Raw genomic sequence first — 24,914 nt, forward strand, 5'->3', positions numbered from 1 at the left:
AGCCTTCCGTGTTGACCCTTCTTAATCTGCTTTCCGCCATTGCCATGCTGGTGTGGGGAACCCATATCGTCCGGACCGGCATCATGCGGGTCTATGGTGCTAATCTGCGCCAGGTTCTGAGCAGCAGCATAGAGAAAAAGCCGCTGGCCTTTGTGGCAGGTATCGGTGTAACCGCGTTGGTGCAAAGCAGCAATGCGACGGCGTTGCTGGTTTCTTCTTTTGTGGCGCAAGGGCTGGTGGGTCTTGGGCCTGCGTTGGTGATTATGCTGGGGGCTGATGTTGGCACGGCGATAATGGCGCGGGTGCTGACGTTCAATCTCTCCTGGCTTTCGCCGCTGCTGATTTTTGTCGGCGTGATTTTATTCCTCAGCCGCAAACAAACCCGCGTAGGCCAGATGGGGAGAGTCGCCATTGGCCTCGGTCTGATTGTATTGGCGCTGGAACTGATTGTGGCCGCCGCTACGCCAATCACTCAGGGCTATGGTGTCAAAGTGATCTTCTCGTCGCTGACCGGCGATGTGATGCTCGATGCGCTGATCGGTGCCCTGTTTGCCATTATCAGCTATTCCAGCCTGGCTGCCGTGTTGTTGACCGCGACGTTGACCGCCTCGGGAGTGATTTCTCTACAGGTGGCGCTGTGCCTGGTGATTGGTGCCAACCTGGGCAGCGGCCTGTTGGTGATGTTAAACACCAGCGGCCAGAATGCCGCAGGCCGTCGCGTGGCGTTGGGGAGCCTGTTGTTCAAACTGTTAGGCAGTGCAATGGTGCTGCCGTTTGTTTCCCTGATTGCGCACGGTATTGAGCGGCTGCCTGGTAATGCAGAAGAGCTGGTGATCTATTTCCACATGTTCTACAACCTGGTGCGTTGTCTGCTACAGGTGCCGTTGTCAGGGCCGATGGCGCGCCTGTGCGAAACGTGGATCGTCGATGCTCCGACAGAAGACCCCCGTTTGCGGCCACGCCACCTCGACGTCAGCGCCCTGGATACGCCAAGTTTGGCCCTGGCCAATGCGGCGCGGGAAACTCTGCGAATGGGGGATGTGATAGAGCATATGATGATCCTGCACCATGAGGTATTGCATGGTAAGCGCATCCAGGCCAAAGAAGTTCGCCGTCTGGACGATGACGTTCACGTGTTGTACACCGCCATTAAACTTTACCTGGCCCAGATCCAGAAGGAAGACCTGGGAGAGGCGGATTCGCGCCGTTGGGCGGAGATCATCGAAATGGCTCTCAACCTGGAGCAGGCTGGCGATATCATCGAACGTATGGCTAGTGACGTGGCGGATCAATCACATGGCGCGCGCAGTTCGTTCTCCGCCGAAGGTCTGGCCGAACTGGACCAATTGCATGAAAAGTTGACTGACAATCTGCGCCTTAGCCTGTCGGTATTTCTCTCCGGTGATATCACCAGCGCCAAGCGGTTACGCCGTTCCAAGCACCGTTTCCGCATTCTGGATCGTCGTTATGCCCATGCGCACGTCGATCGCCTGCATCAGCAAAACGTGCAAAGTATCGAAACCAGCTCGCTGCATCTGGCGCTGTTGGGGGATATGAAGCGGCTTAACTCGTTGTTCTGCGCGGTGGCCTATAACGCGCTGGATCAAGATGAGAAAGACGACGACCGTGATTGGGAGGAAAGTCCTAGAACGCCGTAATGAATGAAGGGCCGCTGGCGGCCCTCAGATTGATGATGAATGGGTTGGCGTCGCACATGTTCGACCGTAGGGGCGCCTGTTTGCTATTAATCCACTTTCTTGATCGGGCGGCCAGACCAGTAACCAGCCAGCAGTGAACCGGACAGGTTGTGCCATACCGAGAACAGCGCACCCGGCAGCGCGGCCAGTGGTGAGAAGTAAATCTTGCCCAGCGTTGCCGCTAGCCCAGAGTTTTGCATACCGACTTCAATAGCCAGCGTACGGCAGGTCGATTCGTCGAACCCGAGCATTTTTCCTCCCCAGTAGCCCCCGAGCAGACCGATCCCGTTGTGCAGGATCACCGCAATAATCACCACAAAGCCTACCGACGCAATATGGCTCTGGCTACCCGCAACCACCGCACTGATGATCGCCACAATACACACCATCGACAGGGCTGGCAGATAGGGCTCAACCCGCTTGACGGTTTTGGTGAAGCTGTGGTGGACGATCAGGCCCAGCCCTATCGGGATCACCACGATCTGCAGAATGCTGAATAACATCCCCATGATATCCACGCTGATTTCGGCATCGACATACAGGCGTGTCAGCAGCGGGGTGGCAAAGACACCAACCAGAGTCGAAACGGCAGAAATAGTCACCGACAGGGCAACATCGCCTTTAGCCAGATAGATCATCACGTTGGAGGCAGTGCCGCTGGCTACGCTGCCAACGAGTACCATACCGGCAGAGAGGTCCGGCGGCATACGGAACAGCATTGCCAGCAGCCAGGCGGCCAGCGGCATAATCAGGTAATGCAGGAAGATCCCCGCCGCTACTGGGCCGGGGCGTGACAGCACGCGTTTGAAGTCATCCAGGCGCAGGGTGACGCCCATGGCAAACATGATCAGCATCAGCAGCGTACTGACGTAAGGGCTGATACCGGTAAAGGTCGACGGGGTGTAATAGGCCGCAATGGACAGCAGCACGGCCCATAACGGGAATAAGCGTGTGATTTTTGCCAGCATGAGAGGGGTTATCCTTTGCCAATATTGAACGGGTGTGGTGTGTGTTGTGTTGGGCCCAGTTTGCTGAGCCTCTGTAGATTCAGTTAAGGCCAATCAATCTCCCCTCACCCCGGCCCTCTCCCGATATGGCGTCCAGGGATGCCTGTTGTACTGTGGTGGGGAGAGGGGGCGAGTCCGGAGCTACAGGTAGGTGCAGATATTAACCTGTGGCACGTTAAGTCCCCTCTCCCTGTGGGAGAGGGTTAGGGTGAAGGGCTTACTCAAACAGATTGTGATGCAGCGTTTGTACCACGCGCTCCGCATCATCGCCCGGCACCAGGAAGCACAGGTTATAGCTGCTGGCTCCGTAGCAGATCATGCGGATATTGAACGGATCCAACACGCCGAATACCTCTTTACCGACGCCGCAGGCCTGTGAAAGTTTGTTGCCGATCAGGGCGACCAGCGCCAGATTCTCTTCCACTTCCACCCGGCACAGTGAGGACAGTTCGGTGAGCAGGGAGGTGGTTAACAGACTGCCGCCGGTGGTGGTGGAACCGGTGGTATCCATGGTCAATGCCACGCTGACTTCGGAAGTGGTGATCAGATCGACCGAGATATTATGCCGGGCCAGAATGTTGAACACTTCGGCCAGGAAGCCACGTGCGTGCAACATGTTCAGGCTGTGCAGCGTCAGTAGGGTTTGCTTGCGGCGTAAGGCCAGCGCGCGGAACAGCGGCGGGTTTTCCGTGGTATTGCACACCAGCGTGCCACCCGCGGCAGGATCTTTGCTTGAGCCGACGAAGACCGGGATGTTGCTGCGCACGGCAGGCAGCAGAGTGGCCGGGTGCAGCACTTTGGCACCGAAGGTGGCCATTTCCGCCGCTTCTTCAAAGGCAATTTTATCGATACGTTTGGCGGCAGGTACCACGCGTGGGTCGGTGGTATAAATACCCGGGACATCAGTCCAGATATCCACGCGGCTGACGTTTAATGCTTCACCCAGCAGGGCCGCAGTAAAGTCACTGCCACCACGGCCCAGTGTAGTGGTGCGGCCTTTGGGTTCGCAGCCGATAAAACCCTGGGTGATTACCAACGCCTGTTGCAGGCGCGGCTTCAACAGGGTTTGAGCCAACTCGGTCAGCGCGGCGCTGTCCGGTACGGCGCGGCCGAAATGGTCGTCGGTACGCATCACTTTACGCACATCGAACCATTCTGCCTGTACCTTACGATCGCGCAGAATTTCCACAAACAGCAGGGTAGACATCAGCTCGCCATGGCTGACCAGTTCATCGGTCAGTGCGGCAGAGGTGGCCAGCGCAGCGGCTTCCGACAGCGTGGTGATATTTTCCAGCATGCGGTCGATTTCTTCGCGGATCACCATCGGGTTCTCGAGGCGATCGAGAATGGCGTATTGAATGCGGCGGATTTCGGCCAGTTGTTCGTTGCGCTTGTCGGCGTCGCAACCTTCGGCCAGGGCCACCAACAGGTTGGTGATACCGGCAGAGGCGGAGAGAACCACCAAGCGGACATCGGGATTAGAAAGTACCACGTCGGCGCTGCGGTTCATCGCCTCGAAATCGGCCACGCTGGTGCCGCCGAATTTGGCTACTACGGTTGCGTTTTGGGGTGCTGCTTGAGTCATGTAAAACCTCGTGTCAGGGACGCCATTCAAATTGGCATTTAATTTCCATAAGCCTTGGCACAAGGGAAGAGCGGTAAACAGGGAGCAGGCGTAGAGGTTGAGGCTACGATACACCCAGAAGCGCCCCACCTTGCTGACTGCACATTCAGAGCAGCCCATGGTGACAACTCAGGGGATTCAGCCCCTGTAGCCGACGTGATGATTGCCGTAAGCATCTCGCCTCGGCGTCGCTCCCCCTCCAGTGCCGTCATCGGATAATGGCTCCTCTGACACTCTACCTGGGCGACGCGCCTCTTCTGGCTTGCACAGTGGATGTGCAAGTAGGTGATTAGGAATAACGGGTTTATTGGCTACTGTCAACGGGAAGACGCTGAGGGATTTTCATCTGCGCTCAGCAGGGAGCAGAGCGACCGAATATTGCGGACTGCGCATTAAGAGAAAAGCGTGGTGAGAGGGACATTTCGGCGTAGTGATAACAGGCTGTTAGGTGAAATATCAGCAGATTGTTGTGGAAAGGTAAAAATGGAGTGCGGCGGTCTGAGAGTTAACGCCTATCGCAAGAAAAGAGATCATAATCACAGTCGAACAGGCTACAATCGGTCCATCACCTCCTATTCATTCTCAAGCATAAGAGCGCGCTATGAAAAATATCAATCCTAGTCAAACCGCTGCTTGGCAAGCCCTGCAGCAACATTTCGAACAAATCAAAGACGTCCAGATCCGTGACCTGTTTGCTCAGGATAGTGAGCGTTTCTCCAAGTTCTCTGCCACTTTCAACGATCAGATGCTGGTGGATTATTCCAAAAACCGCATTACCGCAGAAACCCTGGAGAAGCTGCAGGCACTGGCGAAAGAAACCGACCTGCAAAGCGCGATCAAATCGATGTTCTCCGGTGAGAAAATCAACCGTACGGAAGATCGTGCCGTGCTGCATGTTGCCCTGCGTAACCGCAGTAACACGCCAATCATTGTTGATGGCAAGGACGTGATGCCAGAAGTCAATGCGGTGCTGGCGAAGATGAAACAGTTCTGCGACCGCGTCATCGGCGGTGACTGGAAAGGTTACACCGGCAAACCGATTACCGACGTGGTTAACATCGGCATCGGCGGCTCAGACCTCGGCCCTTATATGGCAACCGAAGCGCTGCGCCCGTATAAAAACCACCTGAACATGCACTTTGTTTCCAACGTGGACGGCACCCATATCGCCGAAACGCTAAAACCGTTGGATCCGGCGACTACGCTGTTCCTGGTGGCGTCTAAAACCTTCACGACTCAGGAAACCATGACCAACGCCCTCAGCGCGCGCGACTGGTTCCTGAGCACCGCTGGCGATCAGCAGCACGTCGCGAAACACTTCGCTGCGCTGTCTACCAACGGTAAAGCGGTGGCCGAGTTTGGTATCGACACCGACAATATGTTCGAATTCTGGGACTGGGTGGGTGGCCGTTACTCTCTGTGGTCGGCAATCGGCCTGTCTATCGCGCTGTCTCTGGGCTTTGAAAACTTCGAGCAGTTGCTGAGCGGTGCGCATGAGATGGACAAACACTTTGCCCAGACGCCTGCCGAGCAAAACCTGCCGGTGCTGTTGGCGTTGATCGGCATCTGGTACAACAATTTCTTCGGCGCAGAAACCGAAGCGATCCTGCCGTACGACCAGTATATGCATCGTTTTGCCGCTTATTTCCAACAGGGCAACATGGAGTCTAACGGCAAATACGTTGACCGTAACGGCAACCCGGTAGATTACCAGACCGGCCCGATTATCTGGGGTGAACCAGGCACCAACGGCCAACATGCCTTCTATCAGCTGATCCATCAGGGGACCAAGCTGGTGCCTTGCGACTTTATCGCTCCGGCCATCAGCCATAATCCACTGAGCGACCACCACGCCAAACTACTGTCGAACTTCTTCGCACAGACGGAAGCGCTGGCGTTCGGTAAATCTCTGGACGTGGTTGAGGAAGAGTTCGCCGCACAGGGTAAAAAGCCGGAAGAGGTCAAGCACGTTGCCCCATTCAAAGTGTTTGAAGGCAACCGCCCAACCAACTCCATCCTGCTGCGCGAGATCACCCCGTTCAGCCTGGGGAGCCTGATTGCCCTGTATGAGCACAAGATCTTCACGCAAGGCGCGATCCTCAACATCTTCACCTTTGACCAATGGGGCGTAGAGCTGGGTAAACAGCTGGCTAACCGTATTCTGCCGGAACTGGCGGGTAAAGAAGCGGTGACCAGCCATGACACCTCAACCAACGGCTTGATCAATCGCTTTAAAGCCTGGCGTTAAGTTGCTCTGAATCGCAGCCAATAAAAAACCCGCCGCGGCGGGTTTTTTGACATCTGCAGGGATTACAGATTGATCGGTACGGCCATGCTGACACCGGCACCCACGTCATCGGCGGTGCTGTTGTTGTTATCGGTGTACCACAGACTGGTATCAAACTTCACCTGATGGGTGAAGGTATAGCCCCAACCCAACTGAATGCCTTTCAGCGTGTCGGATTTCGGGAATGCCTGGTTAATGCTTTGATCTTTCGGGTTCACCTTGGCGTACACCAGGCGAGTGCTCCAGCGTTGGCCATCCTCCAACACCAGCTCTACACGGCCGGACAGCATCTGACCGTCACCGCCCATCGCGTGGCCCAGCGGGTAGCCTTGCTGGTAGTAGCCGTCTTTATAGGTATGGTGCGTATAGACATAATTCTTACGGCTCATATCGGCGCGGGTATCCGCCCCTTCAATATGCCAGTTGATCACAGTAGGGCCCCATTCCGGGTGGCCTTCCAGGCCGAGCAGATAGGTGTTTTGCGATGGCAGGAAGCCCGCCTCATCCTCACCCACCAACTGACCGTACAGACTCACTGGCATACCGATCAACGGCTGCATTTTCAGCTTGAAGTCGAAACCGGCGAGCTGGTTGCCCGGATCGTTACCCTGGCCGGAGTCGTCGTTATCACGGCCGGTAAAGCCATCCCAGAATGAGCTGAAGGATTGTGAACGACCATCGCCACCCCACTGCATAATGCGTGAAGCACCCAACTCCACGAAGTCGGTTGGCATCATGGTCAGACGACCACCGATCAGCTTGGTGTTAGGTACTGCGGTATATTGTGACAGTTGGCCTGCGGTGATCTGATATTGCCAACGACCGATCCAGGACAGCCAAGGTGTTTCAAACGGGGATTGATCGGCACGTTGCAGCATAAAGCCAGCCACCGGGCGTGCCGCGTCGGAACGGATCAGGCTGCCGTCATAGCCAGGACCCCACCACTGAGAGACCTCACCGAATGACAGCCACTGGTTCCACACTTTGATGGCACCGTATGAACCGTTCATATTGAATTTGGAGCCATCAGAGACGCGCTGATCGCCTTCCACGGCGCCTTGCAGGCGCACGTCCCAGAACTCACCGTTGGCACCGGCGCCGATGGTCAGGCTGCTGTCGGCATAGTGACTCTGACCGAAGCCTTGCGGCGTGCCCGGTTTGTCGGTTGAGGTATAACCGCTGACGGTAATATTGGCTTTTAAGTCACCAACGCGGCGCTGTACGCGGTCAATGACGTTTTTCTCGGTGTTGGTCACCGGTTTGGCTTGCGCCAGTACCGAGTTGATCTCTTCCTGGCTTAGCGGCCAGGTAGACAGGCTGACGTTAATCACACCGCGATCGGATAACCAGGCGAGGTCATTGCGCAGATCGTTATCAGGAGTCACCAGTCCGCCGGCGTAGCTGGCAAACGAACAGGTGAAAAGGCCTGCCGCGACCAGTGCGTGGAGTTTAGCTCGCATGAAAGTTCCTTTCTAGATTACGGGAATTTGGAGGCATAATGCCTGAGACTACGCCCATGATAGAGGACATTTCAATTTGCTACAAATATATACAAGCGTAATCAATTCATACAACTGATTGAAAATAGGGTAATTCGCCTGAAGATAAACCTTCAGGGCAACTTTAGGAAAAAGCCCATTAGGCATTTTCTGCATTAATAACAGGCCGAACGACGGGAGAAGTCATGGCAAAAACATCACGATCATTGATGATCGCAAAGGGGCTACAGCGGGTACTGAACGTAGGGTTGCTGCTATTGGCGGCGATTTTGGTGGTTTTTTTGGTCAAAGAAACCTTTCATTTGGCGAAAGTATTATTCGTCAGCAACGAGGAGTCTTCTTCGTATCAGCTGATTGAGGGGATCGTGATTTATTTCCTCTACTTCGAATTTATCGCCTTGATTGTTAAATACTTTGAGTCGGGCTATCACTTCCCGCTACGCTACTTTATCTATATTGGTATTACCGCGATTATTCGTTTGATCATCGTTGATCATGAGAACCCTTTCGACACGCTGATTTATTCCGCAGCCATATTATTACTGGTGGTGACCTTGTATCTGGCCAACACCGATCGGCTGAAACGGGAGTAAGCATAAAAATGGCGGCCCAGCAAAGGCCGCCAAAGACACAGTTCTTGATTACCCGTCGTCTTTCAAGCTACAGCGTTGTTACCTGCACTATCTCACCCCAGTCACTTACGAAAAGTAAGCTCCTGGGGATGAGATAGCTTGGTGCCTAGCTGTAACTTGAAATCCATAGGGTAATAGTTAGGAACAAAGTACATCAAACGTATTGCAGTGGCATAAATTAACCTTTCACCCCTCCCGCCGTCAGGCCACCGACCAACCAGCGCTGCGCCAGCAGGAATACGGCGGTGATCGGAATGGCGGACAACACCGCTGCGGCGGCAAAGTCACCCCACAGATAGTTCTGCGGATTCAGATATTGCTGCATGCCGACGGCCAACGTGTAGCTGTTCACGTCACGTAACAACAGTGAAGCCACCGGTACCTCGGTGATCGCCGCGATAAACGACAGAATAAACACCACCGCCAGGATCGGGACTGAAAGGGGCAGCAGCACCAGGCGGAACGCTTGCCAAGGCGTGGCACCGTCCAGGGCGGCGGCTTCTTCCAACGAGTTATCGATGGTTTCGAAGTAGCCTTTAATGGTCCAGACGTGCAGCGCAATACCGCCCATATAGGCGAATATCACACCGCCATGGGTATTGAGGCCGATAAACGGAATGTACTGCCCCAGGCGATCGAACAGGGCGTACAGTGCGACCAAAGACAGCACCGCCGGGAACATCTGGAAGATCAGCATGCTTTTCAGCAGGGTGCTTTTGCCACGAAAACGCATGCGTGCAAAGGCGTAGGCACAGGTGGTAGAGAGCGTCACTATTCCCACGGCGGTGATCGCCGCGACTTTAATCGAGTTCCACAGCCATAACAGCACTGGGAAAGGCGGTGGGGTGATACTGCCATCCGCCTGGGTGACGCTCATCCCCAGTGCCAGCCGCCAGTGGTCCCAGGAGATCTGATCCGGGATCAGACTGCCGGTGGCAAAGTTACCGGAGCGTAGCGAAATCGCTATTACCATCAGCAACGGGAACATGATCAGGGCAATAAAGCTCAGCATCAGAATATGGGTGATCCACAGGCGTACGCGCTGGGATTTAGGTTGCACCATGGCCATTGTCGTTCTCCCTTAGTCAAAGTTCATCTTGCTGGCTTTCAGATTCAGGATCGCCAGTGCGCCAACCAACAGGAAAATCAGCGTGGCAATGGCCGCCGCCAGCCCGAAGTCCTGACCCCCACCGCCTTCAAAAGCGATGCGATAGGTGTAGCTCACCAACAGATCGGTATAGCCGGCCGGTGTGGTGGTGCCGATCATGTCTGGCCCGCCGCGGGTCAGCAGTTGGATCAGCACGAAGTTGTTAAAGTTGAAGGCAAAGCTGGCAATCATCAGCGGCGTCAACGGCTTGATCAGCAATGGCAGGGTGATACGGAAGAAATTCTGCATCGGGCTGGCGCCGTCCATTGCCGAGGCTTCATACAGATCGTCGGGAATGGCTTTCAGCAGGCCCATACACAGGATCATCATGTACGGATAACCCAGCCAGGTATTGACGACCAGGATCATGCTTTTGGCGGTGAGCGGATCGGTGAACCAGGCCGGTTTAATGCCGAACAGCGCGTTGAGCATCAGGTTGATTTCACCGAAGCTCTGGTTAAATAGCCCTTTGAAAATCAAAATGGAAATAAACGAAGGCACCGCGTAGGGCAGGATCAGCAACACCCGATACACCGCTTTGCCTTTCAGCGCCTCCCACTGCACCACGCAGGCCAGCACCATGCCTACGGCCACGGTGAGGATCACGGTCATCACCGAGAAAATAATGGTCCAGACAAAGATGGAGATAAACGGCTTCTGGATGCCTTCATCGTTGAGCACCCGTAAGAAGTTTTTCCAACCGATGGTGACGGTATAACCCGGGCTGAGGGTATCGGTGGCCCAATTACCCTCGGCGTTGATGGCCTGATAGAAACCAATCTCCGGGTTAGGGCGATACTGTACCTGGGTCTGGTTATCGGTCAGCGTGCTGCCGTCTTTGGCTAGCGTGTATAACGGGCTGGTACCGGAGAACTGGCGCAGGGAACTCATGCGCAACTCACCACCTTCAGGCAGGATGGCGACAAGCTGGCTCAGTGTTTGGCGATTCTGAGTGATTACGCGCAGCGTAGCGCGCTCACCGGCAGGCTCTGTGCTTTCTACCGCCAATTTCAATGTTTGTGGCTCGGTGGCGTTGAGGCTGAACGGCTCGGAAATCAGTAACTGGCCGCTATCTGGATGAGTTAACTGCAAACGCCACTGTTGGTTCTCTGCCGGATACAGCCCGAAGGTGAAGGTTTTACCGGTCTGGAACTGGCGTTGCATCAGCACCGACTGAGCGCGTTCAAAGGTCAGTTGGTTGGTGCTGCTGTAGTTGGTAAAGGCGATGGCGATGGTACAAATCAGCGGGAACAGGACGAACAGCCCCATTCCGGCGACGCCAGGATAGACGTAACGCCAGGCATAGGCACGGCGGTTGGCGAACACGTAGAGTCCGGCACTGACCAGCACCAGCGTCAGGATGGCGAACAGATATTCTCCCTGTGCATACATCACCACAATCAGATAGCAGGTCACCAGACTGAACAGGCCGACAATCAGCCATTTCAGTATGTCACTCTGCCACCACTTCGATTTTTTTCGCGCGGGTGTTCCGGCGTGAGCAAGTTGCATAGGGCTTTCCTTTCAGGTGTTACCGCGAGAGGCCAACGGCCACTCACACAGCAGGGCAAAGGCGGGCATCACAGCCCGCCAATGGCCAGGGTATTACTTGGTGATACGGGTATGAGCATCTTCCAGTGCGGCTTTCACCGTCTGGCGGCCAGTGATGGCGTTGATCACGGCACTACGCATTGCATACCAGAAGGTACTCATCTGCGGGATGTTTGGCATGATTTCGCCGTTTTGCGAGTTCTGCATGGTGGCGGCAATCTTCGGATCTTTTGCCAGCTGTTCCTGGAACGATTTCAGCGCCACGGCACCCAACGGTTTGTCTTTGTTAACGTCAGCCAGGCCCTGATCGGTGATCAGGTAGTTCTCCAGGAACTCGGTCGCCAGTTCTTTGTTCGGGCTGGCGGCGTTGATGCCTGCGGTCAGCACGCCAACGAACGGCTTGGACGGTTTGCCCTGGAAGGTTGGCAGCAGCGTGACGCCATAGTTGATTTTGCTTTGCTCGATGTTGGTCCAGGCCCAAGGCCCGTTGATAGTCATCGCCGTCTGGCCCTTGTTGAAAGCGGCTTCGGCAATCGAGTAATCGGTATCGGCGTTGATGTGCTTGTTCTTCACCAGATCGACGATGAACTGCAGGCCAGCCTGTGAACCGGCGTTGGCTACGCCCACGTCTTTGATGTTGTATTTGCCATCTTCAAACTTGAAGGCATAACCGCCATTGGCGGCAATGACTGGCCAGGTGAAGTAGGGTTCTTGCAGGTTCCACATGATGGCACTTTTGCCTTTGGCGCGCAGCTCTTTATCCAGCGCCGGGATCTCTTCCCAGGTTTTTGGCGCTTCTTTGATCAGGTCTTTGTTATAAATCAGCGACAGGGCTTCTACCGCGATCGGGTAACCGATCAGCTTGCCGTCAAAGCGTACCGCATCCCAGGTGAATGGATAGATTTTGTCCTGGAAGGCTTTGGAAGGGTGGATTTCAGCCAACAGGCCCGATTGCGCGTAGCCCCCGAAACGGTCATGAGCCCAGAAGATGATGTCCGGGCCGTCACCGGTAGCGGCAACCTGCGGGAACTTCTCTTCCAGTTTGTCCGGGTGTTCGATGGTCACTTTGATACCGGTGTCTTTCTCAAACTTTTTACCCACCTCGGCCAGGCCGTTATAGCCTTTATCGCCGTTGATCCAGATAACCAGTTTGCCTTCTTCTATTTTGGCGAAAGCGGAGGAGGAGAGCACCAGCGTCGTTAATGCTGAAAGCGCCAGCGTGCGTACGGTTGTTGTCATTGTGCGATTCATAAATCCAATCCTTCTGTGGGGACTGCGGTAAGGAGAGCGGTTACGCGCTAATAGTGGGTCACAACCTGCTGTGTTCTCATCCTCCCCCCTTCTACGCCCCATGCCTGAGTAGTGTGATCCAGCTAGCAAACCGCCCTATTCTGTGGTGTCGGACACTAAAAGGCAGGGCTATTTTTGCAAGGAAGATCACAGATTTGCCTTATGCCGGGAACTTTCGCCGCGCATCGTCGTTCTCTCATCCTCCCATCTCCTCCCCCATGAAAAATCCTGTTACGGATGATTACCCCTCCTTGCCATTACCTCACTATTGGCAACATTGATTTTTACCGCCTAACGCTGCAGGAACCCGGACCTATGTCACCAGTGCGTACCGCCACTCACCCCACGTTGTACCGGATCCATCCGGTCAGTTTCCGCGATGGAAACGGCGATGGTGTGGGCGACGTGCACGGCATGATGGCGGCGCTGCCCTATCTGAAAGCACTGGCGGTGGACGGGCTGTTATTGCCGCAGGCGTTATCGCCAGAGGCTGGAGCGGAAGTGGCCGGGCACGGGTTGGCACTTTGGCACAGTGAAGGCACTCAGCGTATCTGTCGCAGTGCCGCTCCCGAACAGCACTATGCCCGCAGCGCCCTGGCGCTGGAAGTGGTGCCGTTCAGCTGCGAAAAGCTGGTGGAGGTATTGCATACGCATCGCCATCAACTGGGCGAAAAAGTCTGGAGCACTGGCGAAATCGATCAGCCGCGAGTAGTCAGCCATTGGGGGCAAGGCGATCTGCGTTCTGCACAGGCTTTCCTGACCCTGTTGGCATTACTGCCAGCCCCTATCTGTTTGTATCAGGGCGAAGAACTGGGTTTGCCACACGCGGCGGATCTGCAAGAACCGCAGGGGGCACAAACCCCGATGCCTTGGCATGAAGCGCCGGAGCAGGTCACCGCAGGAGAGATCCACTGGTACCAGCAGGTGGCGATAGAACACCGTGCGCTGGCCATCAGTCGCCAGCAGCATGACCACCATTCAACCTTACGTTACTGCCAGGCTCTGTTGGCCCTGCGTCAGCACCCGGTGATCCAATGTGGTGTTCTGAACCAGATCAGCCAGGAAAATGGCGTTATTCGCTTACTTATTACCCATCAGGATCAATGCCTTGAAGCGCTGATCAACCTACAGCCTTATACTCAGCCGGCCGCACCGGCTGAGGCGACCAAGCCTATGGCATGGCAGTACGGTGCGCAGCAAGAGGGTCATCAATGGGTCTTGGCGGGCTTCGGTTCCGCCATCTTCACACGAAATGTTAACTGCGAAAGCAGGGGAGTTACGCATGGCTAGCGTCACACTGCGCAGCGTTTATAAGGCCTTCGGCGAGGTCGTGATTTCCAAAGACGTCAATCTGACTATCGATGACGGCGAGTTTGTGGTGTTTGTCGGGCCATCCGGCTGCGGTAAATCAACGCTGCTGCGCATGATCGCCGGGCTGGAGGATATTACCTCTGGCGATCTGTTCATCGGCGAAAAACGGATGAATGAGGTGCCGCCTTCCGAGCGCGGTATTGGCATGGTGTTCCAGTCTTACGCGCTGTATCCGCATCTGTCCGTGGCCGACAACATGTCGTTTGGCCTGAAGCTGGCCGGGGCTAAAAAAGCGGAAATCAATCAGCGGGTTAATCAGGTGTCCGAAGTGCTGCAATTAGCGCATTTGCTGGACCGACGCCCAAAAGCCCTGTCCGGTGGGCAGCGTCAGCGTGTGGCAATTGGCCGTACGCTGGTGGCTGAACCCGATGTGTTCCTGCTGGACGAACCGCTTTCCAACCTGGATGCCGCACTGCGGGTGCAGATGCGCATTGAGATCTCACGTCTGCACAAGCGGCTGCAGCGCACCATGATTTACGTCACCCACGATCAGGTCGAAGCGATGACGCTGGCCGACAAAATCGTGGTGCTGGACGCCGGGCGTGTGGCCCAGATCGGCAAGCCGCTGGAACTCTATCACTACCCGGCCAACCGCTTTGTCGCGGGCTTTATCGGCTCGCCGAAAATGAATTTCCTACCGGTGAAAGTGACCGATGTGGAAGCGCTGCGGGTACAGATCGAACTGCCGATGCCCAATCGCCAATTGGTATGGCTACCGGTTGAAGGGGAGGGCATTGAGGTTGGGGCCAACCTGTCGTTGGGTATCCGCCCAGAACATCTGTTACCGAGTTCCGAATCTGAAGTGACATTGATGGGTGAAGTACAGGTGGTGGAGCAGCTCGGCAACGAGACGCAAATCCATATCCAAATTCCGGCAATTCGTCAAAACCTGGTTTACCGCCAGAACGACGTGGTGCTGGTAGAAGAAGGTGCAACATTCGCCATCGGCCTGCCGCCACACCGCTGCCACCTGTTCCGCGAGGATGGGACGGCGTGTAAACGGCTGCATCAGGAACCGGGTGTTTAAAGCATCAAGGTCTGTATAACAGGAGAATAATGATGACTACTCTGCGCAAACTTCCTCTGACGCTGGCTGTCGCCGCCGGTGTCTTGTCCACATCAGCGATGGCGGTGGATTTCCACGGCTACGCACGTTCCGGTATCGGTTGGACCGGGAGCGGTGGTGAACAACAGTGTTTCCAGTCCACCGGTGCTAGCAGCAAGTACCGTCTGGGTAACGAATGTGAAACCTATGCGGAACTGAAACTGGGCCAGGAAGTGTGGAAAGAGGGCGATAAGAGCTTCTACTTCGACACCAACGTGGCTTATTCCGTATCGCAACAGTCTGACTGGGAATCCACCAGCCCGGCCTTCCGCGAAGTGAACGTGCAGGGTAAAAACCTGATCGACGCGTTGCCAGGTGCCAACATGTGGGCCGGTAAGCGCTTCTATCAGCGTCATGACGTTCATATGATCGACTTCTACTACTGGGACATCTCAGGTCCTGGTGCCGGTCTGGAAAATATCGACCTGGGCTTCGGCAAGCTGTCTGCTGCCGTGACCCGTAACACCGAATCCGGTGGTTCCTTAGGTTATATCGACAATCAACGTGACGAGCGTCCAACCGTCAACGATACCTACGACCTGCGTTTGGCTGGCCTTGAGCTGAACCCTGGCGGTACGTTGGAACTGGGTGTGGATTATGGCCGTGCCAATGAGCAAGACGGTTACCACCTGGCCGACGGGGCAAGCAAAGACGGTTGGATGTTTACTGCGGAGCATACCCAGAGCATCCTTGGCGGCTTCAACAAATTCACGGTGCAGTACGCTACCGATTCCATGACTGCGCAGAACAACGGCCGCAGCCAAGGCTCTTCCATTGATAACAACGGCAAGATGATCCGCGTGCTGGATCACGGTGCCATCGACTTCAACGATGATTGGGCAATGATGTACGTTGCCATGTATCAGGACGTTAACCGCGACAATGACAACGGCACCACCTGGTACACCGTGGGCGTGCGCCCAATGTACAAATGGACGCCAATCATGAGCACCCTGATGGAAGTCGGCTACGACAACGTGAAGTCTCAACGTACTGGCGATCGCAACGGCCAATACAAAGTCACCCTGGCACAACAGTGGCAAGCGGGTAACAGCATCTGGTCACGTCCGGCGATCCGTGTCTTCGCGACCTACGCCAACTGGGATGAGAAGTGGGGCTACGCAAACAACGATTCCGGTGCGGGCTATAACGCAGGTACGGCTTATAACGATACCAGCATGCATACCTTCAGCCGTGGTAAAGACAGCGAAGTCACCTTCGGTGCCCAGATGGAAATCTGGTGGTAATACTGGCTTGACGGGAGGGCGCCTGTACGCCCTCCCTCTTACCGTTTAACCGGCAGTAGTGCGCTTGCCTGCCCGCTGCCGGGATATACGCTCAAAGCGAGAGGGTAATAACAATGAAAAAAAATCTACTGTCACTCTGCCTGTCTCTGGCGTTGACCGTCGGCGCACCGCTGGCGACCTATGCTGATACCCCGGCCAACGTTTCCGTCGCACCGGCCATCAGTGCCACCACCCTGCAAAGTTTGCCTTGGCAGCCGTTGGTACCGCCTGTGACCCAGGATGTCCAACTCAATAACGTCAGCCCACAGATCAACCAGGGCCAGATCCAGGGGGCCGTTGCTGCATTTGCGCTGCCGGCCGATCGGGGATCGCTGGAAATCCAACTGAGCAGTCTGGCCAATAAAAACTCAATCTATGCTCCAAGCGTATTGGTGCTGGATGAACATATGCGCCCGGCGGCCTATTATCCGAGCAGCTATTTCGCTTACCAGCCACCGGGCGTGATGTCCGCCGATCGGCTGGAAGGCACGTTGAAACTGACTCCTGCTCTGGGGCAAAAACAGATCTATCTGTTGGTGTACACCACCCAGCAGGATCTGGCTAAAACCACCATCCTGACCAACCCGGCCAAAGCCTACGCCCAAGGGGTGGGTAACGCAGTACCGGACATCCCGGATCCGATCGCCAGCCACAGCACCAGCGGCACGTTGAAGCTGAAGGTGACGGCAGAACAAGGGGCCAGCAACATCATGATTGGCATGCTGCAATCGGCTCCGGCAACGCCACCGGTCGTGGTGGGTGCTACCGCTCCGGCAGTTGCGGCTCCAGCGCCGGTTGCCAGCGCACCGGCAGAGCCGATGCTCAATGACACCGAGGCTTACTTCAATAACGGCATTAAACAGGCGGTCAAGGCGGGGGATATCGATAAGGCGCTGAAACTGATGAATGAGGCCGAAAAACTGGGTTCCACCACCGCTCGTGAAACGTTTATTGGCAGCGTGAAAGGCAAGGGGTAATCCCCCACGCTACCGATGCTGGCTTGATGATTGGTGCGTTTCGGCGCACCTTTTTTCATCCGTAAGTCATTTATATCCAGCACTCGGGGGCTTCCTTGCCCAAGCTTGGCACTAACAGTACGAACTCCCTTGCGTTATGACATCCTCCACAACGACAGCCTGCCGTTTTACCCCCTGATAATGGGGATTGCGTTACGTCACGAATCTGCCTGCCGCTTTTGCATTTCTGCGTTACAATGGATTTCTGTTAACAGTTTGTATGGCTTGGCGCGGCACGCAGCCTCCGGCCTGGAGTAGCATAATGTCTGGCAATAGGGATCCCATCCTGCCGCCTATTGAGTGGTTGTCTGAACATTCCTCAATACCTGCCGCCGTTAGCGATTGGCTGATGGAGTTAGGTTCCATGACCCGCCGTTTTGAGCGCCATTGTGGCCGAGTGCAGGTAGAACCTCAGCGTGAATGCTTCATCACTCGTGACCAGCTTGCCGAAGAGGCGGTTCATCTGCCACACAGCGAGCGCTATTGGTTGCGTGAGATCGTCTTACTGGGTGACGGCGAACCTTGGTTGCTGGGGCGTACGGTGATCCCACAGGAAACACTGACCGGGCCGGATCTGGCGCTGGTCGATCTGGGGACGCTGCCACTGGGCCGTTATCTGTTCAGCAGTGAAAGCCTGACTCGTGATTATATCCATGTTGGCCAGCAGAAGGATTTGTGGGCACGGCGTTCTCGCCTCCGTCTGGCGGGAAAACCATTGTTACTGACGGAACTGTTTCTACCGGCCTCTCCACTGTATGCGGTGGAAAAGGGCACTCCGGCATAATTAGGGGAGAAAGAACTTTGGAAGGGAGCGTGATTCAAAGCAAATGGCAGGCCTATTGCCATCTGATGCGCATCGATAAGCCGATTGGCACGCTATTGTTGCTGTGGCCTACCTTGTGGGCATTGTGGTTGGCAGGGGGGGGAGTTCCTTCGCCGTCGGTATTGCTGGTGTTTGTGCTTGGCGTTTTCCTGATGCGTGCTGCGGGTTGCGTGGTGAATGACTATGCCGATCGCGCTTTCGATGGGCATGTGAAACGCACCGCAGGCCGCCCGATGCCGAGCGGCCGCGTCAGCGAAAAAGAGGCCAAGATCCTGTTTGTCTCGCTGGTGCTGGTTTCCTTTGCGCTGGTGCTGACGTTGAACGCCATGACCATCTGGCTGTCGCTGGCGGCTCTGGCGCTGGCCTGGGTTTACCCGTTTATGAAGCGGGTGACCAATCTGCCTCAGGTGGTGCTGGGGGCGGCATTTGGCTGGTCGATCCCGATGGCCTATGCCGCTGTCAGCGAGTCGCTGCCACTGAGCTGCTGGTTGCTGTTTCTGGCCAATATCTGCTGGACGGTGGCTTACGATACCCTGTATGCCATGGTCGATCGTGATGACGATTTAAAGATTGGCATCAAATCTACCGCGGTGCTGTTTGGCCGCCATGACAAGCTGATCGTCGGGTTGTTGCAGTTTGCTACGCTGTTGCTGATGTTGTGGGTGGGTTATCTGATGCAACTGGGGGGCGCGTTTTACTGGTCGCTGTTGCTGGCCGGGGCGTTGTTTATCCATCAGCAAAAGCAGGTGGCTAGCCGCGATCGCGATGCCTGCTTCCGTGCCTTCCTGAATAACAACTACGTTGGCCTGGTGCTGTTCATCGGTATTGCGCTTAGCTACGTGTGATTTGCTCAACGCAAAAAGTAAAAAGGCATCCATTATCGGATGCCTTTTTCGTGGTAATTGACCTGCAAGTTACTCGTCTTCTTTAACCACTTCAGCCGTCAGCGCTGGGGTATTGGTTTCTTCCGGCATGCTGACGCTTTCGATGGTCAACTTGATTTCCGGGGTGATCAGATCGCTCAACATGGTGTAAACCTCCATGGTGTGCTCGCGGATCGCATCGCCAATATCATTGATAAAGCCTTCTTCACGCAGCGTCGCCACCAGGGTGGAGAACACCGCCTTGTCGAAGAATTCTGGCGCGTTGATGCCGTGCAGCACCGACAAACGCTGGGCCATAATGCGGCTCTCTTTCTCCAGGGCACCCCGGTTGATACTTGGGTTAGCGCTGAGGATGGACATGGTGATGGCATAGCGTTGCAGGGTTTCACGCACGCCAGCGGCCAATAGCTGCAACGGACGGATGCGCGCAGGGTTCAGCACCAGATCATCGCCTTTGCTACAAATCAGCTGCTGACGTATCAACTCTTCGATCAGCGGTTGCAGTACTTCGGCTAGCTGTTCTTTGTCGTAACGCAGGAACAGCTCGGCCTTCAGCATCGGATAGATCAGGCTGACCTGACGCAACAGCTCAACGCGCGACACGCGGCGGTGATGCATCACGATAGAGGCGATCAGTGAAGGCAGTACCAACATATGATGGATATTGTTGCGATAGTACGTCATCAGCACCGCCTGCTCGCGCGGCAGAATGATGATGTCGCCGATGTTGTCCTTCTCCACTTCAAACTTGTTCATGTTTAAAGCGTGATCCAGCAACTGATCTGGCGTTTGTGTTGGTACGGTGGCGTCCGGTGCATAAGGCACGTTACGCATTAACTGTAAGTAGCATTCCAACTGCTCAAGCAACTGCTCACGGGTCAGCGAACGTTGGCGTGAGGCCAGCAGCGCGGTGGAACAGAGGTTCATGGCGTTGGCGGCGGCAGCGTTGTTGATACGCACCATAATCTGAGCCGCCAGATCGTTGACCGCAGGCGTCAGCCAGCTTGGGCGCTGTGCTTCGATCGGGTCGATAGACTCACGCCAATGCGGGACGTTTTGGTTCAGATACGTAGTCAGCGGCAGCGGTTCGCCAAAGTTCACGTAGCCCTGGCCGAGGTTGCGTAGCTTGCGCAAGCCGCGCACCATTTGCAGCAGGCTCTCTTTCTCTTTGGTCGCGCCACGCAGCTCTTTGGCGTAAGTACCTACTTCCATCACGTGCTCGTAACCGATATAAATCGGCACCAGGGTGATCGGACGGGTACCGCCGCGCAGCATGGCCTGAATGGTCATCGACAGGGTGCCGGTTTTCGGTTCCAGCAGGCGACCGGTACGGGAACGCCCGCCTTCAACAAAGTATTCTACCGAGTAACCACGGGTGAACAGCTCACCGAGGTATTCACGAAACACGGTTGAATAGAGTTTGTTGCCCTTGAAAGTGCGGCGGATAAAGAACGCACCCAGGCGGCGGAAGATCGGCCCGGCAGGCCAGAAGTTCAGGTTAATACCCGCTGCGATATGCGGTGGCACCAGCCCTTGATGGTAGAGCACATAGGACAGCAGCAGATAGTCCATATGGCTGCGGTGACACGGCACATAGACGATCTCGTGGCCATCCTGCGCCAGCTGACGCACACGCTCGGCGTTGGTGACGTTGATACCTTGATACAGCCGGTTCCAGGTCCAACTCAATACGCGGTCGGACAGGCGCACCGTTTCATAGGAGAAATCGGCGGCAATCTCTTCCATCAGCGCAATTGCGTTCTGCTGGGCCTTTTCGTGGGAAATCTTTTTGCTGCGGGCTTCGTCTTCGATCGCTTTTTCAATCGCCTTCGAGGCTAACAGCTTTTTGAACAGATCCTGACGGGCAGGCAGGCTTGGCCCAACGGCGGCCAGGCGCTGGCGTGCGAAGTGCATGCGTGCGACACGGGCCAGTTTTTGCGCGATGGTCTTATCGGTGCCGTGCTCGGTCGCCATCCGGCGCAGGGACACGGTGTTGGAGAAACGGACAAAACTGTCGCGCCCCAGCCACAGTACGGCGAAGAACTTCTGTACGCCGTTCAGCAGGCGCAGGTGAGGCGTGCCGTGGCCTTCGCGCCCAGGGGAGCGGCCAAACATCACCGATACCGGCAACATCTGAATATCGAGATCCGGGTTGCTGCGGTGCAGATCCAGATAATCGTGGAACAGTTTTACCGATTCTTCTTTGGGGGTGTAATAGCGGAATACGCGTGGGCCATCGTGGATAAACACGTAGCTTGGCAGCACGGTGCCATCGATTTCCAACGGGTTAAGGGGATCAGGCAGATCTTGCGCCAGACACTGGGTGCGCAAGGTGAGTAAATCCGCCTTGGAATTATAAGGTAAAACATACAAAATCGGTCGTGAGGGATCCAACCCTAACTCCGTGACCGGATCTGAAGGGATAACCTTACTTCTTACCAACATTTTTAGTGGTAAGTTCAATATCTTATAATAGATTTTACGCCAACCTGACATGACAACGTGAAGCCTCTTGTTAGCAATTCGCCGCAAGCATACCAGAAACCGGGTAGCAGATCTGTGGCGTTGGGAAATCCACGGCCGTTCACGGCAATGGAAGTACATGGTTGAATTATACCTGATGGATATCAAATTGGCCGCTCTAGCGCATTCATGCGCTCGCGGTATTAGTACGACATAGCTAGGTGATTAAGGTATTCCAACCTTGCTGTATACTGCGCTGCGATAAAAATGTGATTGGGCTGGCAAATCTGTCTGGAACGTTGCGGCTGCAACACGACGGGTACATGATCCATCTTGGAGAAAGGCGTTCTTAACTATGGCAAATCAAGCAACTGGCCTGACGCGTATCATTAAAGCTGCAGGCTATTCCTATAAAGGTTTAACCGCTGCCTGGCAGAACGAAGCCGCATTCCGCCAGGAACTGGTGGCGACGGTGGTGGCTATCATCGTGGCGGTTTGGCTGGATGTGGGGGCGATAGCGCGCATCTTGTTGATCGGCTCGGTGCTGCTGGTGATGATTGTCGAAATCCTCAACAGCGCGATTGAGGCCGTGGTCGATCGCGTGGGTACGGAATATCACGAGCTCTCCGGGCGGGCCAAAGATATGGGCTCGGCGGCGGTATCGCTGGCAATCATTCTGGCACTGTTCGTTTGGGCTTCGGTACTTTGGCAGCATTTGGCGTGAAAACCAGCGGGTATCGTTGCGATCCCGCTCGCTACCTGCTGATTTTTATTTATTCTTCGGTTCCCAATCCAGACTTAGCTGTATATACTCACAGCAAGACTGTATAAACAAACAGGGGGCGGAATGAAAGCACTAACTACCAGACAGCAAGAGGTCTACGACCTGATTCGCGATCATATTTCGCAAACGGGCATGCCACCGACGCGTGCCGAGATCGCAATGCGCCTGGGGTTCCGCTCACCAAATGCTGCAGAAGAGCACTTGAAAGCACTGGCTCGCAAAGGCGTTATCGAGATCATCTCCGGTGCATCACGCGGTATCCGCTTGCTGATGGAAGATGAAGAGGGGTTACCTCTGGTTGGCCGTGTGGCTGCCGGTGAACCTCTGTTGGCTCAGCAGCACATTGAAGGGCACTATAAGGTGGATCCTTCTCTGTTCAAGCCAAATGCCGATTTCCTGCTGCGCGTTAGCGGCATGTCGATGCGAGATATCGGCATCCTGGATGGCGATCTGCTGGCAGTGCATAAGACTCAAGACGTACGCAACGGCCAGGTTGTCGTCGCCCGTATTGAAGACGAGGTCACGGTCAAGCGCCTGAAGAAACACGGTAACGTCGTCGAACTGCTGCCAGAAAACAGTGAATTCCAACCGATTGTGGTCGATCTGCGCCAGCAGAACTTCACCATCGAAGGCCTGGCGGTGGGTGTGATCCGCAACGGCGACTGGATCTAACCGCTTTACCTCGTATTACAGCCCTTTAAAACGGCAAACCTCGCCCCAACTCTGGGGCGATACATGAGACACTAAGCGGGCGCTGCATGCGGCGCCCCTACTGTCAAACATGTTCGATCCCTGCAAATTCAGCTACATTGCCACTTTATCTTCAGCTTTAAATCTATGCTTTTACGGGAACATATCGCCATGCGCCTGCTTTCTGCCTTCACCAGTGACACCGACAAAGCTCTGTGGCGTCTGGCGTTGCCGATGATCTTCTCCAATATTACCGTCCCCTTACTTGGCCTGGTGGATACCGCCGTTATCGGCCATCTCGATAGCCCTAGCTACCTTGGCGGGGTCGCGGTGGGGTCAATGGCCACTAGCTTCCTGTTTATGTTGTTGCTGTTCCTGCGAATGAGCACTACTGGGCTGACGGCGCAGGCGCTGGGGGCGCAAGATCCCTACCGGTTGGCTCGCGCCTTTATGCAGCCGTTATTGTTGGCGCTGGTGGCCGGGTTGGCGATTGTGCTGTTGCGAGCCCCGTTGATCACCTTGGCGCTGAACATTGTGGGGGGCGATCGGGAAGTCTTGGTACAGGCCAGGCTATTTTTGGAGATCCGCTGGCTGAGCGCCCCGGCGGCGTTGGCCAATATGGTGCTGCTCGGCTGGTTGCTGGGAGTTCAGTACGTGCGGGCGCCGGTGATCTTGCTGATCGTCGGTAACCTGCTGAACATCGTGCTGGATATCTGGCTAGTGATGGGGCTGGGTTGGAACGTGCAGGGGGCCGCGGCTGCCACGGTGATTGCTGAATACGCCACGCTGTTGCTTGGCTTGTGGTTATCATGGCGGGTACTACGCATGCGGGGGATTTCGCTGGCGATGCTGCGTACCGCCTGGCGTGGGGATCTGCGCCGCCTGCTGGCACTTAACCGCGACATTATGCTGCGCTCGTTATTACTGCAACTGTGTTTCGCCTCGTTGACCATTCTGGGAGCCCGCATGGGCGGAGAAGTGGTGGCGGTGAATGCGGTGTTGATGAATCTGCTGACCTTTACCGCCTACGCGCTGGATGGTTTTGCCTACGCGGTGGAAGCCCATTCCGGCCACGCCTATGGTGCGCGGGACGGGCGGCAACTGCGTAAAGTATGGCGTGCCGCCTGTCGGCAGGCTTGCCTGGTTGCCTGTGGTTTTGCCGTTATTTATCTGTTCGCCGGGCAGCAGATTGTGGCGGGCTTAACCTCGCTGCCGGAATTGCGTGCGCTGGCAAATCATTATCTGCCTTGGCAGGTAGTGCTGCCCCTGGTGGGGGTTTGGTGCTACCTGCTGGATGGCATGTTTATCGGCGCCACCCGTGGCGCAGAAATGCGTAACAGCATGGCGGTAGCCGCAGTGGGCTACGGACTGACGTTGTTCACCCTGCCGGTATTGGGCAACCACGGTTTATGGCTGGCTCTGGCGGTATTCCTGGCACTACGCGGGGCGGCTTTGGGCTGGGTATGGCATCGTCATAGCGTGCAGGGCACCTGGTTTTCATCCCCCCCATTAGCGATGGATAGGCCAGACTAGTTGATGATACGGGATGGATATTCACATTTAGTTACATGTGATGAGGGCTGTTTTGGTTCGCTTGCTTACTGTTTTAACGGCGTTTTTTGCTATTAAGACTTTTCTTAACCCTATTTCATGCTGCTTTTCGCGCACTTTTCGTGATGGGTGACTATAGTTAATCACGTGGCTGGCGAATTAAGCCCGCGCTTAATTGGCAACGGACGCATTAGATAACCTTAAATT

The 24,914-nt window shown here is 55.4% G+C and carries 19 protein-coding genes and 1 riboswitch; of the genes, 12 read left to right on the top strand and 7 right to left on the bottom strand.

All coding sequences use genetic code 11. The features are described from left to right. The first annotated feature begins 8 nt into the window (after window positions 1–8). Window positions 9–1,658: a Na/Pi cotransporter family protein gene (locus ACMV5I_RS21260; RefSeq protein WP_414825210.1), complete on the top strand. Its 1,650-nt coding sequence runs from the start codon at window positions 9–11 to the stop codon at window positions 1,656–1,658. Window positions 1,659–1,744: 86 nt separating this feature from the next. Here ACMV5I_RS21260 and panS read toward each other — a convergent pair whose 3' ends face one another. Together panS and lysC are read right to left on the bottom strand one after the other, a co-directional pair. After that, window positions 1,745–2,665 carry a ketopantoate/pantoate/pantothenate transporter PanS gene (gene panS, locus ACMV5I_RS21265; protein ID WP_024483999.1) on the bottom strand — a complete coding sequence of 307 codons (921 nt, stop codon included), beginning with the start codon at window positions 2,663–2,665 and terminating at the stop codon, window positions 1,745–1,747. A 256-nt stretch (window positions 2,666–2,921) separates the two neighbouring features. Beyond that, window positions 2,922–4,289: a lysine-sensitive aspartokinase 3 gene (lysC, locus tag ACMV5I_RS21270; protein ID WP_024483998.1), complete on the bottom strand. Its 1,368-nt coding sequence runs from the start codon at window positions 4,287–4,289 to the stop codon at window positions 2,922–2,924. 110 nt (window positions 4,290–4,399) lie between these two features. Next, a riboswitch (Lysine riboswitch) is annotated at window positions 4,400–4,593 on the bottom strand. A 336-nt stretch (window positions 4,594–4,929) separates the two neighbouring features. On the opposite strand from lysC, the gene pgi reads away from it, so the two are divergent. After that, window positions 4,930–6,576, top strand: a complete 1,647-nt coding sequence (gene pgi / locus ACMV5I_RS21275) for a glucose-6-phosphate isomerase (RefSeq protein ID WP_121608018.1) — start codon at window positions 4,930–4,932, stop codon at window positions 6,574–6,576. Between the two features lie 62 nt (window positions 6,577–6,638). Here the strand turns inward: pgi and ACMV5I_RS21280 are convergent, their stop codons facing one another. Further along, a complete protein-coding gene (locus ACMV5I_RS21280; protein ID WP_202672016.1) occupies window positions 6,639–8,075 on the bottom strand; it encodes a capsule assembly Wzi family protein in 1,437 nt (478 codons plus the stop codon). 224 nt (window positions 8,076–8,299) lie between these two features. Here ACMV5I_RS21280 and psiE point away from each other — a divergent pair, with 224 nt between their 5' ends. Continuing rightward, a complete protein-coding gene (gene psiE, locus ACMV5I_RS21285; protein WP_121608016.1) occupies window positions 8,300–8,707 on the top strand; it encodes a phosphate-starvation-inducible protein PsiE in 408 nt (135 codons plus the stop codon). 217 nt (window positions 8,708–8,924) lie between these two features. Here the strand turns inward: psiE and malG are convergent, their stop codons facing one another. The 3 genes from malG to malE form a co-directional block, all read right to left on the bottom strand. Further along, window positions 8,925–9,815, bottom strand: a complete 891-nt coding sequence (malG, locus tag ACMV5I_RS21290) for a maltose ABC transporter permease MalG (protein WP_024483994.1) — start codon at window positions 9,813–9,815, stop codon at window positions 8,925–8,927. Window positions 9,816–9,827: 12 nt separating this feature from the next. Beyond that, window positions 9,828–11,405: a maltose ABC transporter permease MalF gene (gene malF, locus ACMV5I_RS21295; protein WP_414825211.1), complete on the bottom strand. Its 1,578-nt coding sequence runs from the start codon at window positions 11,403–11,405 to the stop codon at window positions 9,828–9,830. Window positions 11,406–11,498: 93 nt separating this feature from the next. Continuing rightward, a complete protein-coding gene (gene malE, locus ACMV5I_RS21300; RefSeq protein ID WP_024483992.1) occupies window positions 11,499–12,695 on the bottom strand; it encodes a maltose/maltodextrin ABC transporter substrate-binding protein MalE in 1,197 nt (398 codons plus the stop codon). Between the two features lie 354 nt (window positions 12,696–13,049). On the opposite strand from malE, the gene ACMV5I_RS21305 reads away from it, so the two are divergent. The 6 genes from ACMV5I_RS21305 (at window position 13,050) to ubiA (ending at window position 19,180) form a co-directional block, all read left to right on the top strand. Next, window positions 13,050–14,024 carry an alpha-amylase family glycosyl hydrolase gene (locus tag ACMV5I_RS21305; protein ID WP_121608014.1) on the top strand — a complete coding sequence of 325 codons (975 nt, stop codon included), beginning with the start codon at window positions 13,050–13,052 and terminating at the stop codon, window positions 14,022–14,024. After that, the gene (malK, locus tag ACMV5I_RS21310; RefSeq protein ID WP_024483990.1) at window positions 14,017–15,132 is read left to right on the top strand and encodes a maltose/maltodextrin ABC transporter ATP-binding protein MalK; all 1,116 of its coding nucleotides are present in this window, start codon (window positions 14,017–14,019) and stop codon (window positions 15,130–15,132) included. Before ACMV5I_RS21305 ends, malK begins: the two co-directional genes overlap by 8 nt. 29 nt (window positions 15,133–15,161) lie before the next feature. Then, a complete protein-coding gene (locus ACMV5I_RS21315) occupies window positions 15,162–16,457 on the top strand; it encodes a maltoporin (RefSeq protein WP_162304287.1) in 1,296 nt (431 codons plus the stop codon). A 113-nt stretch (window positions 16,458–16,570) separates the two neighbouring features. Then, window positions 16,571–17,473, top strand: coding sequence for a maltose operon protein MalM (malM, locus tag ACMV5I_RS21320; protein WP_021180820.1), 903 nt, complete (start codon window positions 16,571–16,573; stop codon window positions 17,471–17,473). A gap of 301 nt (window positions 17,474–17,774) precedes the next feature. Beyond that, entirely contained in the window at window positions 17,775–18,296 is a 522-nt protein-coding gene (gene ubiC / locus ACMV5I_RS21325) for a chorismate lyase (protein WP_024483987.1), read from the top strand. A gap of 17 nt (window positions 18,297–18,313) precedes the next feature. Beyond that, window positions 18,314–19,180: a 4-hydroxybenzoate octaprenyltransferase gene (ubiA, locus tag ACMV5I_RS21330; protein WP_284121761.1), complete on the top strand. Its 867-nt coding sequence runs from the start codon at window positions 18,314–18,316 to the stop codon at window positions 19,178–19,180. A 69-nt stretch (window positions 19,181–19,249) separates the two neighbouring features. Here the strand turns inward: ubiA and plsB are convergent, their stop codons facing one another. Then, window positions 19,250–21,715: a glycerol-3-phosphate 1-O-acyltransferase PlsB gene (plsB, locus tag ACMV5I_RS21335; protein WP_414825212.1), complete on the bottom strand. Its 2,466-nt coding sequence runs from the start codon at window positions 21,713–21,715 to the stop codon at window positions 19,250–19,252. 322 nt (window positions 21,716–22,037) lie between these two features. Here plsB and ACMV5I_RS21340 point away from each other — a divergent pair, with 322 nt between their 5' ends. The 3 genes from ACMV5I_RS21340 (at window position 22,038) to dinF (ending at window position 24,689) form a co-directional block, all read left to right on the top strand. After that, complete coding sequence (locus ACMV5I_RS21340) at window positions 22,038–22,406, top strand: diacylglycerol kinase (RefSeq protein WP_021180816.1); 369 nt, start codon at window positions 22,038–22,040, stop codon at window positions 22,404–22,406. A 123-nt stretch (window positions 22,407–22,529) separates the two neighbouring features. Further along, complete coding sequence (gene lexA / locus ACMV5I_RS21345) at window positions 22,530–23,138, top strand: transcriptional repressor LexA (RefSeq protein ID WP_021180815.1); 609 nt, start codon at window positions 22,530–22,532, stop codon at window positions 23,136–23,138. 189 nt (window positions 23,139–23,327) lie between these two features. Further along, window positions 23,328–24,689, top strand: coding sequence for an MATE family efflux transporter DinF (dinF, locus tag ACMV5I_RS21350; RefSeq protein WP_414825213.1), 1,362 nt, complete (start codon window positions 23,328–23,330; stop codon window positions 24,687–24,689). Window positions 24,690–24,914 lie beyond the last annotated feature (225 nt).

Source organism: Serratia sp. T13T92 (assembly GCF_047530105.1).
Lineage (GTDB): Bacteria > Pseudomonadota > Gammaproteobacteria > Enterobacterales > Enterobacteriaceae > Chania > Chania fonticola.

Coding starts and splice junctions, on each gene's coding strand:
- lexA (WP_021180815.1), top strand. CDS start 22,530: ATGAAAGCACTAACTACCAGACAGCAAGAGGTCTACGACCTGATTCGC.
- plsB (WP_414825212.1), bottom strand. CDS start 21,715: ATGTCAGGTTGGCGTAAAATCTATTATAAGATATTGAACTTACCACTA.
- psiE (WP_121608016.1), top strand. CDS start 8,300: ATGGCAAAAACATCACGATCATTGATGATCGCAAAGGGGCTACAGCGG.
- malM (WP_021180820.1), top strand. CDS start 16,571: ATGAAAAAAAATCTACTGTCACTCTGCCTGTCTCTGGCGTTGACCGTC.
- ACMV5I_RS21305 (WP_121608014.1), top strand. CDS start 13,050: ATGTCACCAGTGCGTACCGCCACTCACCCCACGTTGTACCGGATCCAT.
- malE (WP_024483992.1), bottom strand. CDS start 12,695: ATGAATCGCACAATGACAACAACCGTACGCACGCTGGCGCTTTCAGCA.
- ACMV5I_RS21280 (WP_202672016.1), bottom strand. CDS start 8,075: ATGCGAGCTAAACTCCACGCACTGGTCGCGGCAGGCCTTTTCACCTGT.
- lysC (WP_024483998.1), bottom strand. CDS start 4,289: ATGACTCAAGCAGCACCCCAAAACGCAACCGTAGTAGCCAAATTCGGC.
- pgi (WP_121608018.1), top strand. CDS start 4,930: ATGAAAAATATCAATCCTAGTCAAACCGCTGCTTGGCAAGCCCTGCAG.
- malK (WP_024483990.1), top strand. CDS start 14,017: ATGGCTAGCGTCACACTGCGCAGCGTTTATAAGGCCTTCGGCGAGGTC.
- ACMV5I_RS21315 (WP_162304287.1), top strand. CDS start 15,162: ATGATGACTACTCTGCGCAAACTTCCTCTGACGCTGGCTGTCGCCGCC.
- malG (WP_024483994.1), bottom strand. CDS start 9,815: ATGGCCATGGTGCAACCTAAATCCCAGCGCGTACGCCTGTGGATCACC.
- panS (WP_024483999.1), bottom strand. CDS start 2,665: ATGCTGGCAAAAATCACACGCTTATTCCCGTTATGGGCCGTGCTGCTG.
- ACMV5I_RS21340 (WP_021180816.1), top strand. CDS start 22,038: ATGGCAAATCAAGCAACTGGCCTGACGCGTATCATTAAAGCTGCAGGC.
- dinF (WP_414825213.1), top strand. CDS start 23,328: ATGCGCCTGCTTTCTGCCTTCACCAGTGACACCGACAAAGCTCTGTGG.
- malF (WP_414825211.1), bottom strand. CDS start 11,405: ATGCAACTTGCTCACGCCGGAACACCCGCGCGAAAAAAATCGAAGTGG.
- ubiC (WP_024483987.1), top strand. CDS start 17,775: ATGTCTGGCAATAGGGATCCCATCCTGCCGCCTATTGAGTGGTTGTCT.